Annotated in this window: 13 protein-coding genes and 1 pseudogene; 7 read left to right on the forward strand and 7 right to left on the reverse strand. The window is 55.1% G+C overall.

Annotated features, from left to right (window positions below; translation table 11 throughout):
• Positions 1–15 precede the first annotated feature (15 nt).
• From ACP97_RS14770 to ACP97_RS14780, 3 genes are all read right to left on the reverse strand, one after another.
• Positions 16–435 (reverse strand): hypothetical protein, encoded by a 420-nt coding sequence (locus tag ACP97_RS14770; RefSeq protein ID WP_049998603.1) that lies wholly within the window; start codon positions 433–435, stop codon positions 16–18.
• 395 nt (positions 436–830) lie between these two features.
• Positions 831–3,047, reverse strand: a complete 2,217-nt coding sequence (locus ACP97_RS19975) for a lamin tail domain-containing protein (RefSeq protein WP_154020023.1) — start codon at positions 3,045–3,047, stop codon at positions 831–833.
• Between the two features lie 682 nt (positions 3,048–3,729).
• Positions 3,730–4,110 (reverse strand): hypothetical protein, encoded by a 381-nt coding sequence (locus tag ACP97_RS14780; protein WP_049998605.1) that lies wholly within the window; start codon positions 4,108–4,110, stop codon positions 3,730–3,732.
• Between the two features lie 368 nt (positions 4,111–4,478).
• On the opposite strand from ACP97_RS14780, the gene ACP97_RS14785 reads away from it, so the two are divergent.
• The 5 genes from ACP97_RS14785 to ACP97_RS14795 all read left to right on the forward strand — a co-directional run bounded on the left by ACP97_RS14785 (position 4,479) and on the right by ACP97_RS14795 (position 7,591).
• Positions 4,479–4,889: an SgrR family transcriptional regulator gene (locus tag ACP97_RS14785; RefSeq protein WP_049998606.1), complete on the forward strand. Its 411-nt coding sequence runs from the start codon at positions 4,479–4,481 to the stop codon at positions 4,887–4,889.
• On the forward strand, positions 4,886–5,296 hold the full coding sequence (locus ACP97_RS14790) for a type II toxin-antitoxin system VapC family toxin (RefSeq protein WP_049998607.1): 411 nt from the start codon (positions 4,886–4,888) through the stop codon (positions 5,294–5,296). The genes ACP97_RS14785 and ACP97_RS14790 overlap by 4 nt, the downstream gene beginning before the upstream one ends.
• 213 nt (positions 5,297–5,509) lie before the next feature.
• Positions 5,510–5,830, forward strand: a complete 321-nt coding sequence (locus ACP97_RS19980) for a hypothetical protein (RefSeq protein ID WP_154020024.1) — start codon at positions 5,510–5,512, stop codon at positions 5,828–5,830.
• A gap of 113 nt (positions 5,831–5,943) precedes the next feature.
• On the forward strand, positions 5,944–6,045 hold the full coding sequence (locus ACP97_RS20875) for a DUF1616 domain-containing protein (RefSeq protein WP_237561188.1): 102 nt from the start codon (positions 5,944–5,946) through the stop codon (positions 6,043–6,045).
• A gap of 94 nt (positions 6,046–6,139) precedes the next feature.
• Positions 6,140–7,591, forward strand: coding sequence for an oligosaccharide flippase family protein (locus ACP97_RS14795; protein WP_079977654.1), 1,452 nt, complete (start codon positions 6,140–6,142; stop codon positions 7,589–7,591).
• 12 nt (positions 7,592–7,603) lie between these two features.
• Here the strand turns inward: ACP97_RS14795 and ACP97_RS19210 are convergent, their stop codons facing one another.
• Positions 7,604–8,365, reverse strand: a complete 762-nt coding sequence (locus tag ACP97_RS19210; RefSeq protein ID WP_202593633.1) for an alkaline phosphatase family protein — start codon at positions 8,363–8,365, stop codon at positions 7,604–7,606.
• Positions 8,366–8,646: 281 nt separating this feature from the next.
• Between ACP97_RS19210 and ACP97_RS19985 the strand changes: the two genes are divergently transcribed.
• Together ACP97_RS19985 and ACP97_RS19215 are read left to right on the forward strand one after the other, a co-directional pair.
• Complete coding sequence (locus tag ACP97_RS19985) at positions 8,647–9,633, forward strand: alkaline phosphatase family protein (RefSeq protein ID WP_154020025.1); 987 nt, start codon at positions 8,647–8,649, stop codon at positions 9,631–9,633.
• Between the two features lie 70 nt (positions 9,634–9,703).
• A pseudogene (locus tag ACP97_RS19215) lies at positions 9,704–10,443 on the forward strand (IS6 family transposase).
• Positions 10,444–10,466: 23 nt separating this feature from the next.
• Here ACP97_RS19215 and ACP97_RS14810 read toward each other — a convergent pair.
• The 3 genes from ACP97_RS14810 to ACP97_RS14820 all read right to left on the reverse strand — a co-directional run bounded on the left by ACP97_RS14810 (position 10,467) and on the right by ACP97_RS14820 (position 14,367).
• Positions 10,467–11,903, reverse strand: coding sequence for a hypothetical protein (locus ACP97_RS14810; protein ID WP_154020026.1), 1,437 nt, complete (start codon positions 11,901–11,903; stop codon positions 10,467–10,469).
• Between the two features lie 212 nt (positions 11,904–12,115).
• Entirely contained in the window at positions 12,116–13,210 is a 1,095-nt protein-coding gene (locus ACP97_RS20880; RefSeq protein WP_154020027.1) for a glycosyltransferase, read from the reverse strand.
• Positions 13,207–14,367, reverse strand: coding sequence for a glycosyltransferase family 4 protein (locus ACP97_RS14820; RefSeq protein ID WP_049998613.1), 1,161 nt, complete (start codon positions 14,365–14,367; stop codon positions 13,207–13,209). The genes ACP97_RS20880 and ACP97_RS14820 overlap by 4 nt, the downstream gene beginning before the upstream one ends.
• Between the last annotated feature and the right edge of the window lie 17 nt (positions 14,368–14,384).

Here is a 14,384-nt window from a genome sequence, read left to right on the forward strand (position 1 = left end):
GCAGGCTCTCTACAGCTAATCTTCACTACTGCTGTCGGTGCCGTCACTATCGTTACCGCTGTCAGTACTGTTGTCACTATCGCTGTCGTTGTTGTCGCTATCCGTTTCAGCGCCGCTATCGTCATCATCGCTGTCGTTGCCGCCGTCCGTACTACTGTCGTTGCTGTCGTTCTCGTTGCCGTCGTTGCTGTCGTTGTCCGTCTCAGCACCGTCGTTGTCGTCGTTGCTATCGCTATCGGTCTCGGCACCGCTGTCGTCGTTATCGTCGTTGCTGGCGGTGTCTTCTTCATCTCCGCTGCCACCACTACCGGCGGTGTCTTCGTTCTCACCGCCGTTGCCGTTGCTGCTGTTGTTTCCGCCCGTGCCGCTGCTGCACCCCGCAAGGGCCACCCCTGAGATCGTTCCGAACGTCGCTAAGTATGTTCGTCGGTCCATCATGACTGCCAATCCGCCGTGTCCACATAACCATTCTCATGGGGGAAGTTGAGCGGAAGTATAGAGTGGAAAGTCAAGTGCACGAAGCAATCTCGCAAACGACCGGCGCTGGTAGCCGCGGTCGACGACTGACCGAGCCGTGCTACTGATCGCACAGACGAAGGTTCTTGTACAATGGTGCAGCCACACGCGCGTAATGCACCGCCAGGATAAACTCCTCATCATCGAAGCGCTCGTCGCCTACGGTGGGATACGCGCACTCTCAGACCACGCGAGCAGCGCGCGTGGGACCTCGCTGAAGCAATGCTCGACAGTGATGGCCTCTCACCGGACGCGCTCGTCAGCGACGTCGACGAAGAATGGTCGGGGCCATAGGGGTTGGCTCTACTCGCCGTTTACCCGCCGTCACCGTAGGATTCTTCGGCAACCGTGGTGCCCGAACTGTCTTGTATCGAGATCGTGTCGCCATCGTTGTTCAGCACCGAACGCCCGAATCCAGCGTAGACATCACCGTCTGAATCGCTCCCCTCGCCCGTGTGAACGGTGAGCGTCTCGCCGGCCTCGAGCGTGATACCCTGGATCCCGTATGTCTGATCGTCGTCGAAGACGATCGTATATCCCGAGAGGTCGATCGTCGAGCCAGTTGGATTTTCGAGAGTGACTGTCTCGTCGTCACCTTCGGGCTGGATGTTCGCGATGGTGAGCTCTCCCGAGCTGTCGCCGCCATCCGGGACGGGCGTCGGGGTGGGAGTGTCCGAGGCCTCGAAGTTCCACAGACCAATGTTCTCCGATTGTGCATCCGATTCGAGATCTGCGAACTCGCCGCTCTTCGAGAACTCACTCTCGTAAAGTCGTGCATACCCGCCCTCAAGCAGCTGACGGTTGAACAGCTGGCCGTCATCGTGGTAGGCATAGACCAGTAGCCGACCGTAACTCCCGCGCCGGTCGGCACTCGGATCGGTCTCGATACGAATCTCCTCACCAGTACTCAACTGATCTTTTGCGAACCGGCTCGCCCGGTCGGCCCACTCCGAGAGGTGTGCTTCACCGGCGTCGTTCTCGGGGATACCCTCGAACTCGTTGGGGCTGACCCCACCGCTCACCTCGGGTGTATCGACACCAAGCAGACGAACGTTCTCGACATCGCCGTTCGGGAAGCGCACCTCCATCGTGTCGCCATCGACGATCTCCGTGACCGTGACGGTCCATTCACTGCCTTCGTCAGGGCTGCGCGCACCGCTCTCAGCATCGCCGGAGCTGCTATCGCCGCTACTCCCTGAGTCACCACCCTCACCTGCACTGCCTCCGCCGCTCGCGCCCGACTGTTCCGGCGTAGGAGTCGGTGTCTCGGTAGCTGTCGGTGTTGGTGTGGGGGTCGGGGTCGGTGTTTCCGTTGCTGTGGGTGTTAGGGTTGCCGTCGGTGTCGGCGTTGGTGTGCTTGCCGGCGCGTACGGAACGTTCACCTTCTGCGTCGCGATGCGGTCGTGGAACAACGTGTTTCGGTTCATCAACCGAACGCGTATCCAGACCTGACCCGGCGAGGCCGACGAGAGCCGCGACTCGTTCATCCGGATGGTGAACGTCCCGTTCGGCGCGCGACGTACATTCGGCGTGTCGAACTTCCAATTCCCACCGACAGCGATCGCGAAGTATGGATCGCCAGCACTGCCGTCAGCATTGGCCGCCGGGAGCGTCGTGTTTGCACGTACCTGCAGTGCAAACGCTTCGGGGCGTCCGTCGTTATCGCTATCGCGCTCGTTGACGACCGAGACGTTCTTGATGAGCGCCTGATCTGGGTAGGGAGATTTCTGTCCTCCACCTCCACCGCTGCTGGCGTTCGACTGCTTCGCTGTCGTGGTCGGTGTTGCCGTCGATGTGGATATCGGTGTCGCAGTCGGTGTCTCGGCGGGTGCGTACAGAACGGTCGTGGACCAGGCCGCGATACCGTCGTTGAAGGCTGTGTCGCGGTCAAGCAGCCGAACGGTGACGTTCAACTCCCCGCTTGCCTCGTCAGGGATGACTGAGTCGTTCATCGGGATCGTCGTCGAGAATTCCTCGTCTCGGGCGACCTCCGAGGTATCGAAGCGCCACTGCCCGTTTGCTTGGACGGCGAAGTACGGCTCACCAGGCTCGCCAGGGCTACCGTCACCCTCGGGAACCGACGTGTTCGCGTGTACGAGGACATCGAACGCTTCGTAGCTTCCATCACCGTTCACGTCCGTGGTGTTCACGACCTCAATGCCAGGGGCTTGTGCTTCGACTGCCGTGGCATTCGTCGCGCTCGTGTTGTTCCCCGCGGGCGCGAATCCCGACCAAACGGCGCTGGCTGCGCCGGTCACCACGAGGAGATAGACGAAGGCTGCGAGCACGAGAACGACTCGGCGCTCGTGGGAGAGTCCCGGGAGGCGCGAAAGCGACGATGCGCTCAGACGATCGCGAAGCCCGCGGATGTTGAACGCGAGAAGCAGTGGCACGGCAAGCGCGATGAGTAGCATCACCACCGGGAGAAAAAGCAGCGCAACGAGCGCGACGATGACGACACCAACGTTGCGGGCGGTGCGGCCCGGCCGCATGAGTGGGATGCGGCTTGTAATGGAATCAAAGGTTGGCATATCTACACTGTAGTGAACGGTCGATAAATACCTATCTCACCTACCGATAAATGAACCAGTGGGTGAGTCGTTTAGACAATGATCAGGGGAGACAGCTAGGTGGTAAAAGTGAAACGAACGAGGGGGGGGGGGGGGGGGGTGCCCTCCGCGGCCCCCCTCGCCAGTTTGGCACTCAATTCGCTACAGCCCGCAAACGATGTAGCTGTTGGCCAGTCCGAGTGCTACAAGATACTGTCGCCGATGCATAGTTCCCGCTTGAGATATATCGGGACAGACGTGCCTTCAGCAACCAAACCTTGTGTAACAGTTGACCTTCCACTGGTAGCGACAAGTTACATAAGATAAAATCGGCTAGCGTACCAGTGATGTGTCAGGGTGTAAACGTGATGCAGGTCATTGATACACAAAGCTTATTCCAAACTCGTCAGGAAATTAAGCGCGCACAGGGGTGTGCTCGGCATCATTGCGGCGCGTGGCACTCGGCACACCCCTGTGGGCTATGGATTTTTCAGTCATCTTCATACAAAGATAGAGGATTGAGACGAGTCAGCTTGAACCCTGTCGCTTCCGATACAGTCACTATTCCATCGGGCGAATTCGATACAGCAATTCATCGCTGTTCCGGGCGCGCGCCCTGTTCAATCGCCTCCTAGAAAAGTGGAACACTGCGCTAGTCCTGTATCTACAGTTGCTCCTCTATTGCATCTCCCGAACTCTCAGTTGGCGGCGACATGTCGATTACACCCTCAGTGGGTACGAACACGAGCTGATGCGACTGACGCGCGACATCACTTCGCAGCCCGAGAGTTCCACACACCAGCCACTCGGTGCCACCGAGCGTCGGGTGAGCGATAGTGTCAGATGCACAATCGCTGCAGTTGATCCGTGCGACCGTGACATCACGCTCGTCGGACATCGAGTACGCATAGACACTCACTGGCGACCCTTCGCCGACTGATCGCTCACACCGTCCACAGAGCGCGTGCTCACCATCACTGATCGTGGCTCCGGTGACCGCCCGCTCGATCGGCACGGTGATCGAGTGGTGTGTCTCGACGCTCATCGGCTGCCTCCGTGCCCATAGTGAGGACAGTACTTTATGTGATAACGGGCAAAGTAGCCGTAGAATCCCGATCCGCAGTTCGGGCAGCACTCGCCGCTCATCGCTGCTCACCACCGCTCTCGTCCGTGATTGCTTTCGCTATCGGTGCGACACTGTTTTGACCGCTTAGGCTTGTAGTGCACATGGCTGTTGCCTGGTAAGACAGCCAGCCCGCGCGTCTCAGCGCGCGGGCATTCTCTCCGTCGAGAACGCCCTGAAGGGCCGGTCTGTCTCCACCATATTGTATACACCACACCGTGTTAAACCTATTGGTATACACCTCGTGGTTTCACCAATAGGATTATACTATACAGCTCCGTACTCCAAATATGGAACGAAAACGTAGCGAGGGCGGCGAGTTCGTCGAATCGGTCACGCTCAATGCGGTGCTCGGCGTGTTCGATGCCGTAAAGGGGCCGGTCGTCACGAGCGGCGACGTTGCCGACGCGCTCGGCTGCTCGCGCGAAACTGCCCGCCGAAAGCTCCGACAGTTACATCGAGAGGATCGCGTCGACCAGCGCAAGACCGCTGGGAGAGTCGTCTGGTGGCTCACCGACGACACTGACGACACAGCTACGTCCGATCACGATTCCATTACTGCCGCTGAAGCGGCCGACGAGCTGCTGGTGATGGGTGAGGAGTCAGCGACGGACGTCGACCTTGACGCCATGATACGCAACTCGAAAACCGTATGGAGTTCACTCGACGAGCAGGATTCGGAGCCGGAGCCACGCGAGTGATATTCCTCGACTCGTGGGTGTGGTTGGAGGCCTTTTTCCAAGGGACTCATGGGGCGGACGCCGCGGCGCTGGTTCGTGACATCGATGAAGAGGGCGGAGTCATCGCACCGACGGTCCTCCTCGAAGTCAACTACCGAGCGCGCCGCGAGGCTGGTGTTGAGCGAGCGCAGCGCCTCACCGAAATGATTCAGCGGATCGAACATCTTTTGATTGAGCCGCTTACCGCCGATGTCGCGCTTCACGCCGCTGCCATTCGGGACGATTACTACCACCGCCGGTCGCTTGAACTCTCCTACGCCGACGCCATTCACATTGCAACTGCCGTAGCGACCGAGTGTGATCGGCTATACTCGGGCGATCCCGATTTTGAAAACGTCAGCGAAGTTCAGACGGTTGTGATCCGGTGAACCCTACGCGATAGGGCATGCAACCAGCACCAACGGCTTCGACTGGCAGATTCAGCGTAATCAACAGGAAAAGCCTACTGCTGTGATTGACATCGGAGAAAAAGGAACGTGCGACGATCACTTTGTTCACGCGCCAGAGGCATTCCTGTATGAAGATACGGTCCGGCTCATCTACAACGCACAGAGAACCGGACACAAAAACTACGATAGGGAGTGGCAGTAGCATCCGACCCAGAAGGGATTGGACGCGACTTCGAGAAAATAGGACAAACAACAGCAGGCGATACTGCGCTCGGTGGTGATGATATTCGCGTTAAGCGCCCCATCGAAATCGACGGTGAGTTTTTCGCTCTCCACAGCCAGGATATCAAGAACCACGCTACGATCTGCAAATCAAGCGATGGGTGCGAAACATGGGATATTGTAAGCAAATTCCCGCACTCGAATGGAACCACCTTCATTCTAGAAGATTCTCACATACTCTGCATCGCATCAGATGCGAATATGTATGTGAAGCGAATCCCAACTCAGTAGGTATACCGAATTTGGCGATGGTGAGCGGGCAGCTGGTCGATCATTAAGACAGCTTCAGCCAGTGATCCCCGCGAACGGATCGGTCAACTGGACCCCACGACGTGACGCCCACGATGACTGGCGAGCGCTGCCGGCTCGCCTCGCTGCTCTATCGTGACTCGTCGCCCGCAACGCCGACCGTCGAGAACACCTACTGGGAGACGATCTATGAGTGAACATCACGTCTTAACTACCGCCGTGCAAATTGTAACAACAGAGATGGCTGGAGACTATAGGGTAGAACATGAAGCTATGAAGTAAATTCGAACAATGATACAAAGCATACGAAATCTTGCGTTTACAACTTTTGTTGGAAAAATCGTCGGTAGAATTTCGTCCTACGGCATGGTCCTTCTCCTCGCTTGGAGGTTTGGTCCAGTAGCCGTCGGAATATTCTCATTTGGAAAAGTTACGCTACAGATCGGCAAGACCCTCTCAACAGCAGGGCTCGTGAATATTGCGCAAAAATACGTTTCGATTTATCGAGCAAATGAGGAACAGCAGAAGCTAAATGGACTCGTTGTAGCTTGTATCGGCGCAGTAACGGTTCTTGGATTAGCGTTTAGCGGTGTTCTTCTTCTGAACGACGACATTGTTACCGTTCTGTCCGGTAAATCGAACAACAGCTTCACCAGAATTTTCGTGATTGGCATACCATTTTTTGCTATTGCAACAATATCAGCGGCGATTACCAGAGGGTTCAAGCGAGCCAAATATTCCGTGTACATCCTCGACATCGGCTTCTTCACAGCTTCCTTTCTCATCACTGGTGCGATCGTTATACTGAATCCATCGTTTGAACTGGTGGTCCTCGGGTACGTTGGTGCAACTGTTCTCTCCTCACTGCTCGGGATTTACGCACTCACTCGCTTTGACATGATCTCGCTCGATTCCGGCTTCGACTTCGATCTGCGATCAATCATCCCCGAGGGTGCCAGAATGTTCGGCATCGGCATCTCACAACAGTCGGTCGTCTGGGCCGATATCGTATTCTTGGCGTATCTGACGTCTGCCGGAACCGTTGGCCGGTATGAGGTCGCGTATCAAACCGCTGCTCTCCTCGGATTTGCGCTCGTCGCGGTCAACTCAGTGTTTCCGGCGATCGCTGCGGGACTGTACAATGACAATGAGATCGAACAACTCTCAGCGTACTACAAAGCGATCACGAAATGGATCACGTATCTAACGGTGATCGCCGCCAGTGGATTGGTTCTATTCGGGAGGTCCTATGTGGGACTACTCAGCGAAGAATTCGTGAGTATCGTTCCAGTGCTTGCAGTATTGGCCGCCGCCCGTGTGGTTGCTGTCGGTACCGGTCCTGCTGGGATGTTATTGATGATGGCCGATAAGGAACGCACTGAACTACTGAACTCCGCTGCCGTCGCAATAGCGAACCTGATACTGAACTTCGTGTTAGTGAATCGGTACGGGATGTTTGGTGCTGCGATAGCAAGCAGTCTCTCATTGAGCGTTGTGAATATTATCCGAGCACTGCAAGTGCGACACTACCTCAGCATTGCGCCGTACGACCGGGAAATATTCGATCACGTCTGGGGAGTCGGTGCTGCTATCGGTGGAATTGTCGTTGTGCGGCTCGTTGGTGGGTCATCAATCTTAGCAGCAATAGTAGCAGCAATAGTAGGCATATCGATATTCGCTTTAACCATCATGAATATCGGCCTTTCAGAAAGAGATACCAGCCTCATAAGTTCCATTGACTGATTTGCGATCGCGTTATTCTTCAAGATAACCTAATTGAGAGAGGCGATCTTCAACCACTGATTGTTCAACATCAGTCTCGTTATTTGTCTCGTCTTCTGCTACGATCTTCCGTTCTTCATCATCGTCAATGACATGCCAAGGGATTTCGATCAGTTCCGGAGTATATGTTCTTGAAGGATGTCCCCACTGTTTGATCGGTATGGGGGTAGATCGTTCTCCCAGCATATTGCCGTGATCAGAAGTAATCACTGTACGCCCATCAAGTGCATCAACCAATTTCTGAATATGAGGAAGTGTTCGTCGCAGGTTATCATAGTACGCTGCTTTAGTAACTTCGATAGAGGTTGTTGAATCTCCAGTCTCATATCGCAACCAGATGTGCTTTCCTTGAGGACTGGCTTGATTAAGAAACTCTTTGTCTTCTGTAGTCGAATCAGTAATAAATGGATAGTGGGGCTGCATGTAATGAACTATCAACCGTTTATTTGGATAGGACACGATTGCTTCTTTTGCGTGTTCTGTTATCGTCTCTGGGAGAACAGTTCCCCACTTTTCGTCCCATCCTTCATCTAGCCAGACCTGTTCTGTTGCATGGAAATTCGCATTGACATGGTCTGCATTTCGTTCAAGTTGTGGATTGGCGGTCACATATACTGTATCGGAAACATCGTTCCCATCAAAATTCGCAGCTAAGAACTCTGGTGTTGCGGATCCCCGAGATATCTCCTTTTTAGTCGTGCCCTTTAGCTCTGGACTGGCAATTTCTCGAAACATGTCGTACCGGCACCCGTCCAGTATTAGTAGATTATCCCAGTCTTTGCTGAGAACATCAATCCCATTCGGATTGTGTGACCGACATCCCAACCTAGAATGAAACAATCGATTGGCTTCTCGAAGTAGTAGTCGGGGATTTTTAATCCCTAACGCGAGACGTGTTGTGTTCATGTGTTTAATCCTGTTCTGTCTCGTTTGATTTAGCGATTTGGATTTGCGGCTATCCAGCGGTTGCGCGGATAACCAAAGTGATTTACTGTTTGTTGCCACATTCTACAGCAATGAGAGACGTTCCACACGATTCTATTGTTGGAACAAGTCTTCGAAAGTCCTATGACTGGCTTCTCAACCGTGATCTGGTAGCTAGTGCATACTCGACGTATGTCGGAGCCTGGACTACACTCACCTCTCGATATCCTATTGGAACCAACATTTACGAACGAGAGTGGGATCTCCTCATCCTCCTTGACACATGCCGTGTAGATGCCCTTCGAGAAGTCGCTGATGACTACGAATTTCTGGGGGAGATCAACCGACTCCTTTCCGTTGGAAGTACCTCGAACGAGTGGATTGCAAATACATTCGTTGACCAGTATGCTTCGGAAATAAGTGAGACAGCATATGTCTCCGCTAATGGCTATGCGGAACGTGTGTTGGAGGACGGCATCTATCCGGAAGTGTATATTGGCGGCCGCCGTTCTCCGCCATCGCTGACCGCAGATCGGACCGTCGATCACGAGACGTTTGGAGAGCTCGATTACGCATGGAAACGGGGAGAAAGCGAATACGAAGGACACATCCCACCGAGAGTAGTGACTGATCGCGCGATTGAACTCGGGCGAGAGGGAGAGTACGATCATATTGCTCTGCATTACTCACAGCCACATGCTCCATATACGGTTGCTGCACAGTGTGAGGACCGTGAGCGCCGAGAGTACGAAGAAAATCCGTTTAGCGCGCTTCGCAGTGGAACGGATCGGTCGTTAGTATGGGAAGCCTATCTCGAAGAACTTCGCTCTGTACTCGACGAAGTAGAACTCTTGATTGAGAACTTCGACGCAGATACAGTAGCGATTACAGCTGACCATGGTGAAGCATTTGGCGAGTACGGAATCTATGGTCACCTTCCCGGCCTCCTGCATCCCGATGTGAAATACGTCCCGTGGGTGGTTACGAGCGGAACGGATTCACAGGAGTATACACCAAGCCAGTATAATCAAACAACGACAAATACACGCGAGCACTTGGAAGCTCTTGGATACATATAGTCACAAATAGTGAAAGTCGTCATATAGGCAGTGTCTAGTCAAAGTATGAACACTTCCTGGGTTGAGGTAAATGACTCTCCAAGAACTGCTCACAGAGACCGTCAAGACGCCTTCTTTTGAGTGTCGGGACGACGAGAGCACTGCGAGCGCCCTGAGAGCGGTCGCAGTGCGGCTCCATTCAGCGGGAATCTCGTACCGAGAAACGGCCGCCGCTCTCGAAAGCATCGGCATCAAGCGGTCACATCAGGCGGTGTATCAGTGGATCCACCGCGTTGATGAGAAGGCTCTCGACCCGCCGACGTTCACGAGAGCGAAGCTCTCGTGCAGCACATCAGAACGCAAAGCGTTCTGAGGACGGCGAAGCCGTCGCGGGTCGCGGTCGATGAGACGGCCATTCGGATCAGCCGCGAGCAGTTCAGGGTGTACGCCGCGCTTGATGTTGATTCGAAGCTGCTACTCGGCATACGGGTCTCGCGCTGGCGGGGCACGCGGCCCGTCAGCGCGTTTTTTCCCGAGCTGAAAGAGCGTCACGACCTCTCAGAAACCGAATTTCTGGTCGATGGAATGGGCTACCTGACCGCCCTCGCGCAGACCGATTTGAGCGGTCACCTCAACTATGTCACGCGAAATCTGATCGAGAAGTGGTTCCAGACGCTCAAAATGCGCGTCGAGCGCTTCCACCATACGTGGATGGGCGGCAGAGCCAGCGCGCAGCGCTGGCTCGCTGCATTCGCCTTCTACTACAACTATCAGCGCCCGAATCAAGCGCTCGATGACCGCACGCCAGTTGAGGAGGCGACGAACGCCTGACTAGACACTGCCGTCATATAAAATCAATCCGGTGGCGAACATTTGGCGTACCCACCGGTATCAATTGTCTTCTTCCGTAGTGGATCACAAGACCGACTGAGGAATCGAAATTCCTCAATCAAATTGATTGTTGCTGGGTCCTGCGGGATAGCGAACGAGGTTCCTCCGAACTGAGGATCAACATCGTTCCCCATTGGTGCTGCTGGACCGATGACCGCAGTGACCGAAAATAGTATAATGAGTCCAACAGCTACGATATTTCGAACAGCTGACCATCTTCCAAGATTGCACAATACACTTGCTCCGATCCCGCCAAAACCGATCGTTAGTAAGCCCACGAAATAGTACGCCCGAAATTGCTTGCCCGATGGCCCCGATGCGACCGCTAAGCCGATTGTCGCAACTACCACCCCAATTCCAACTGAAACGATTGGATCCGAACGCTTCCGTCGAAGCATACTGAGGCCACCGATCGCGGCTAACAGAAGTGGGACGATCAGGGGCACGAACTTAAGAACGACCATGATCAACGATTGCCCACCACCAGTTCCCGCACCAGAAGCAGCCGTGCCTGACATCGGAATGAACGATGCGAGAAGGCCACCAGAACTTTTGGCTGCAGCGACTGTAGAACCAACGGCCATTCCAACGGTGGTTTCTGCGTATCCGGACCACAGAATTCGGGTGAGGATGACTGTTCCACCGACAAGTAGTGCTCCAACGATACGTAGATTCACTCGCTTTTGACCAGAGAGAACCGTGTGAACAACGAACGAGATCGTGATGATTCCAACAATAGCCAGTGAGTAGAAGAAATGCACGAGCACGCTCGTCGCTAGCATGAACATGAGCAAAAACACGTTTCGGCGGGTCGGCGCACGAAGGACGAGAACGAGTAGATAGAGTACGACAAGAAAGTATAGGAGTGACATGTATTCTGCTTCGATGAGTGCTGATGTTCGGACTAAAAGCGGGAAATACGATCCCAGGACCCCAGCAAAGATTGCTGAACGGCCACCTTCTCCGGCTTTGTAGACCAGTGCAGCAAGGAGCCAGGGAAACGTTGCCGCAACGATGAGACTAGCGAAACGCAGTGATGGGGGATGAAGGCCGGACACAGCAGCGATTACGGTTGAACCAATCGGATACTGAGTAGCGGATTGATAGAGACCACCGGGCGCAGCATATTTTCCTGATGCAAGTGTTTTCCTAACAATCTCATAAAGTGACACTTGATCGATACCACTGTATGGAATAACGAGAAACGGACCGATCCGCACAAGCAATGCAGTGTACAGTCCGGAAATGGCATACTGCATCGTTTTCCGCGGTGAGAGTTGTTCGGAGAGGGCGGCGATGACGGTAACAATGCCCGGAAGGGCCACCACACCAAACATGAGCCACGACCGAGGATAGAGGTCTGGGTGCAAAACCAGTGCCAAGCCGGCGAGAGCGCTCACTACCCAGACGCCAGCCACTCTCCCAGAGACTCTCATTCGTTAGTGGTTGCGCAAGTGTTTCATAAATATCCATTCATCCGAGACGACCTATTCGTTTCCCCTATTGGAACCGATCCTGATAGCTGATGTCGTCAAGTAGCGACACCGCTTTGATGAAGCCAACGTCGCGAGGGGTGACCAATCGTGGCGGGGTGGCTAGGCCCGTAGCTAGCTCAAACGGATTCTGCACGAGAATACCCCCGTTCGACAGCGTTGATGAGTTCGCTTTCGGTTGGGCCATGTTTCGCGTCCAATGCGTTCTCAGCCATCTTTTGCCGTTGCTGCGGGTCCTCGTACAACGTCGCTAGCGCCTCGATGATGCTTTCGCGCGATCGTTCGATCAACAGCCCGGTCTCCTCGTCGTCGAGTACGTCCGGAACCGCGCCGACACGGGTGGCTACGACGGGCGTGCCGACTGCAAACGCTTCGAAGACGACTCGTGGCCCAGTTTCTCGTTTCGAAAGAAGAGCTAACACATCGGCTGATGCTATCTCTGACAGGGCTTTGCGATGTGGTACGTTTCCAAGCAGTTCGATTCGACTGCCGACCTCGGTGTTGCGAATGCTATCGTCCAACTGTTCCCGCAAAGGGCCGTCCCCGACAAGCGTCAGTGTTGCATCCGGATGCTCGACCGCAAACTCACAGAACCCGTTGAAAAGAATATCGACGCCCTTCAGTTCACGCAATGCACCGACGAACACGACTGAAAACGAATCGTCAGCGCTATCGACCGGTCGAGAAGCGTACTCGGAGACGTATGTTGGATTCGTGATCGGTGTTCTGATGATGCTGTCTTCGTCGACGCCAGCATCCACGAGTATCTCGTCGACCCGCTTGCCGACGCTGAAGTGGGCCACTGGATTACCGAGTGTGGCTATCCACGATCGAACAGCCAGATCTTGGCAGTCATAGATGACTGGAACGGAGAGCAGCATCATCGAAATGGCGATCGGCGGGGTCGAGAACGATGTCGAATGGATGTGAGCAATGTCGATACGACGAAAGAGACCGATAAGCATCGCCGCCACGAATGCGACCCCACCTTCGAGAATCATTCGAGCTGGAGCTGGCAGATCGAGTTTCATCGGAATAATACGATAGACATGACTGCCGTTTTCTTTGGCGAAGAGCGGTCTGTCCTGATGGTATGCAGTCAAGATGTGCACATCGTATTCATCTGGAAGTGTATTCGCAAGCTCCGAAAAGAATGTCGGCGACCCACCGCTGTACGGCGGATATAGCGGTGCGAACAGTAAGACACGGGTCATGCTATCGTTGCGGCGAGTACCGCTTCTGTCTGATCCGTGACTGCATTCCACGAGTAGTGCTCGGCGGTACGCATGTTCCTCGCTTTCGTTTCTTCCTCAATCGCAGGCGCGTCAAGTAGCTGTTGAATCGCGTCCGCAAACTCGTCGGTACCACTACCATCATCCTGTATCAAATAGCCATTCTCCCCGTCCACGAAGAAATCCTCGTACACCGGCAGCCGCTTTGCGACCACCGGCAGACCGGCGGCCATCGCCTCCAGCAGCACGATCCCGAACCCCTCCTGTGTCGAAGCGAAGACGAACAGCTCGGCCCGATTGAGCAGCTCGATCTTCCGCTCCTCGTCGACGAACCCGTGCACCGTAACGCACCCATCCAGATCGAGCTCTTCGACCATCTGCTCCAACCGCTCCCGTGCGGGCCCATCGCCGGCAACGTCTAACCGGACGTCGGAGCCCTCGTCGCGAAGCCGTCGCACGACACGAACAAGTCGATCCTGGCGCTTTCGCTTCGTCAACCGACCGACCACGACGAGTCGTCCCGGCTCGGACTCGATCGCCGGCCGTCGGTACCGTTCGTACTCCACACCGTTCGGAATGACGGTGAGTCGCTCCTCGGGCACGCCGTAGTCCACGAACTGCTGTTTGACGTGGGTCGCCGGAACGACGATAGCGTTATACTCGAAGATACGCAGAAAGTTCTGTACGGTCAGCTGAATCGTCGCCGTGAGCGGATCGTACACGTCGTAGCAGCTTCGATCGAAGAACTCGTGGCGAGTCGCGACGATCGGCACGCCGAACAGCTTCGCCGCGAGAACCACAAACGTCGGATACGGCGTCATCGTCTCGGCGATCGCATCGAACTCCTCGCGGTACAGCAGCCCGATTACGATCGGCAGGCTGACGAACGCAAACAGATAGCGCGACAGAAAATACCCGAGCGAGCCATACTTGAAGACGAACACCGGAACGCAGGTGACGTGCCGGAAGCGCCGTCCCTGATCGACGGTTTCGTTCGGCAGTTCGGGATCGGTCTTCCCCGCCAGCACCGTCACCTCGTGGCCGTTCGCCGCGAGGCGCTTAGTGATCTCGTTCGCCCGCTCCTCGCCGCCACCGCCGCCGGAGAGAAACGAGGTGTTGTTGACGTACAGCAGCTTCATACCACCGTCCGGGGAGT

Origin of the sequence: Halococcus sediminicola, from assembly GCF_000755245.1 — an archaeon.
Classification (GTDB): Archaea; Halobacteriota; Halobacteria; order Halobacteriales; family Halococcaceae; genus Halococcus; species Halococcus sediminicola.

Excerpts from the sequence above, each read along its gene's own strand:
- ACP97_RS14770 (WP_049998603.1), bottom strand. The coding sequence starts at position 435 with ATGGACCGACGAACATACTTAGCGACGTTCGGAACGATCTCAGGGGTG.
- ACP97_RS19975 (WP_154020023.1), bottom strand. The coding sequence starts at position 3,047 with ATGCCAACCTTTGATTCCATTACAAGCCGCATCCCACTCATGCGGCCG.
- ACP97_RS14780 (WP_049998605.1), bottom strand. The coding sequence starts at position 4,110 with ATGAGCGTCGAGACACACCACTCGATCACCGTGCCGATCGAGCGGGCG.
- ACP97_RS14785 (WP_049998606.1), top strand. The coding sequence starts at position 4,479 with ATGGAACGAAAACGTAGCGAGGGCGGCGAGTTCGTCGAATCGGTCACG.
- ACP97_RS20875 (WP_237561188.1), top strand. The coding sequence starts at position 5,944 with ATGACTGGCGAGCGCTGCCGGCTCGCCTCGCTGCTCTATCGTGACTCG.
- ACP97_RS14795 (WP_079977654.1), top strand. The coding sequence starts at position 6,140 with ATGATACAAAGCATACGAAATCTTGCGTTTACAACTTTTGTTGGAAAA.
- ACP97_RS19210 (WP_202593633.1), bottom strand. The coding sequence starts at position 8,365 with ATGTTTCGAGAAATTGCCAGTCCAGAGCTAAAGGGCACGACTAAAAAG.
- ACP97_RS19985 (WP_154020025.1), top strand. The coding sequence starts at position 8,647 with ATGAGAGACGTTCCACACGATTCTATTGTTGGAACAAGTCTTCGAAAG.
- ACP97_RS20880 (WP_154020027.1), bottom strand. The coding sequence starts at position 13,210 with ATGACCCGTGTCTTACTGTTCGCACCGCTATATCCGCCGTACAGCGGT.
- ACP97_RS14820 (WP_049998613.1), bottom strand. The coding sequence starts at position 14,367 with ATGAAGCTGCTGTACGTCAACAACACCTCGTTTCTCTCCGGCGGCGGT.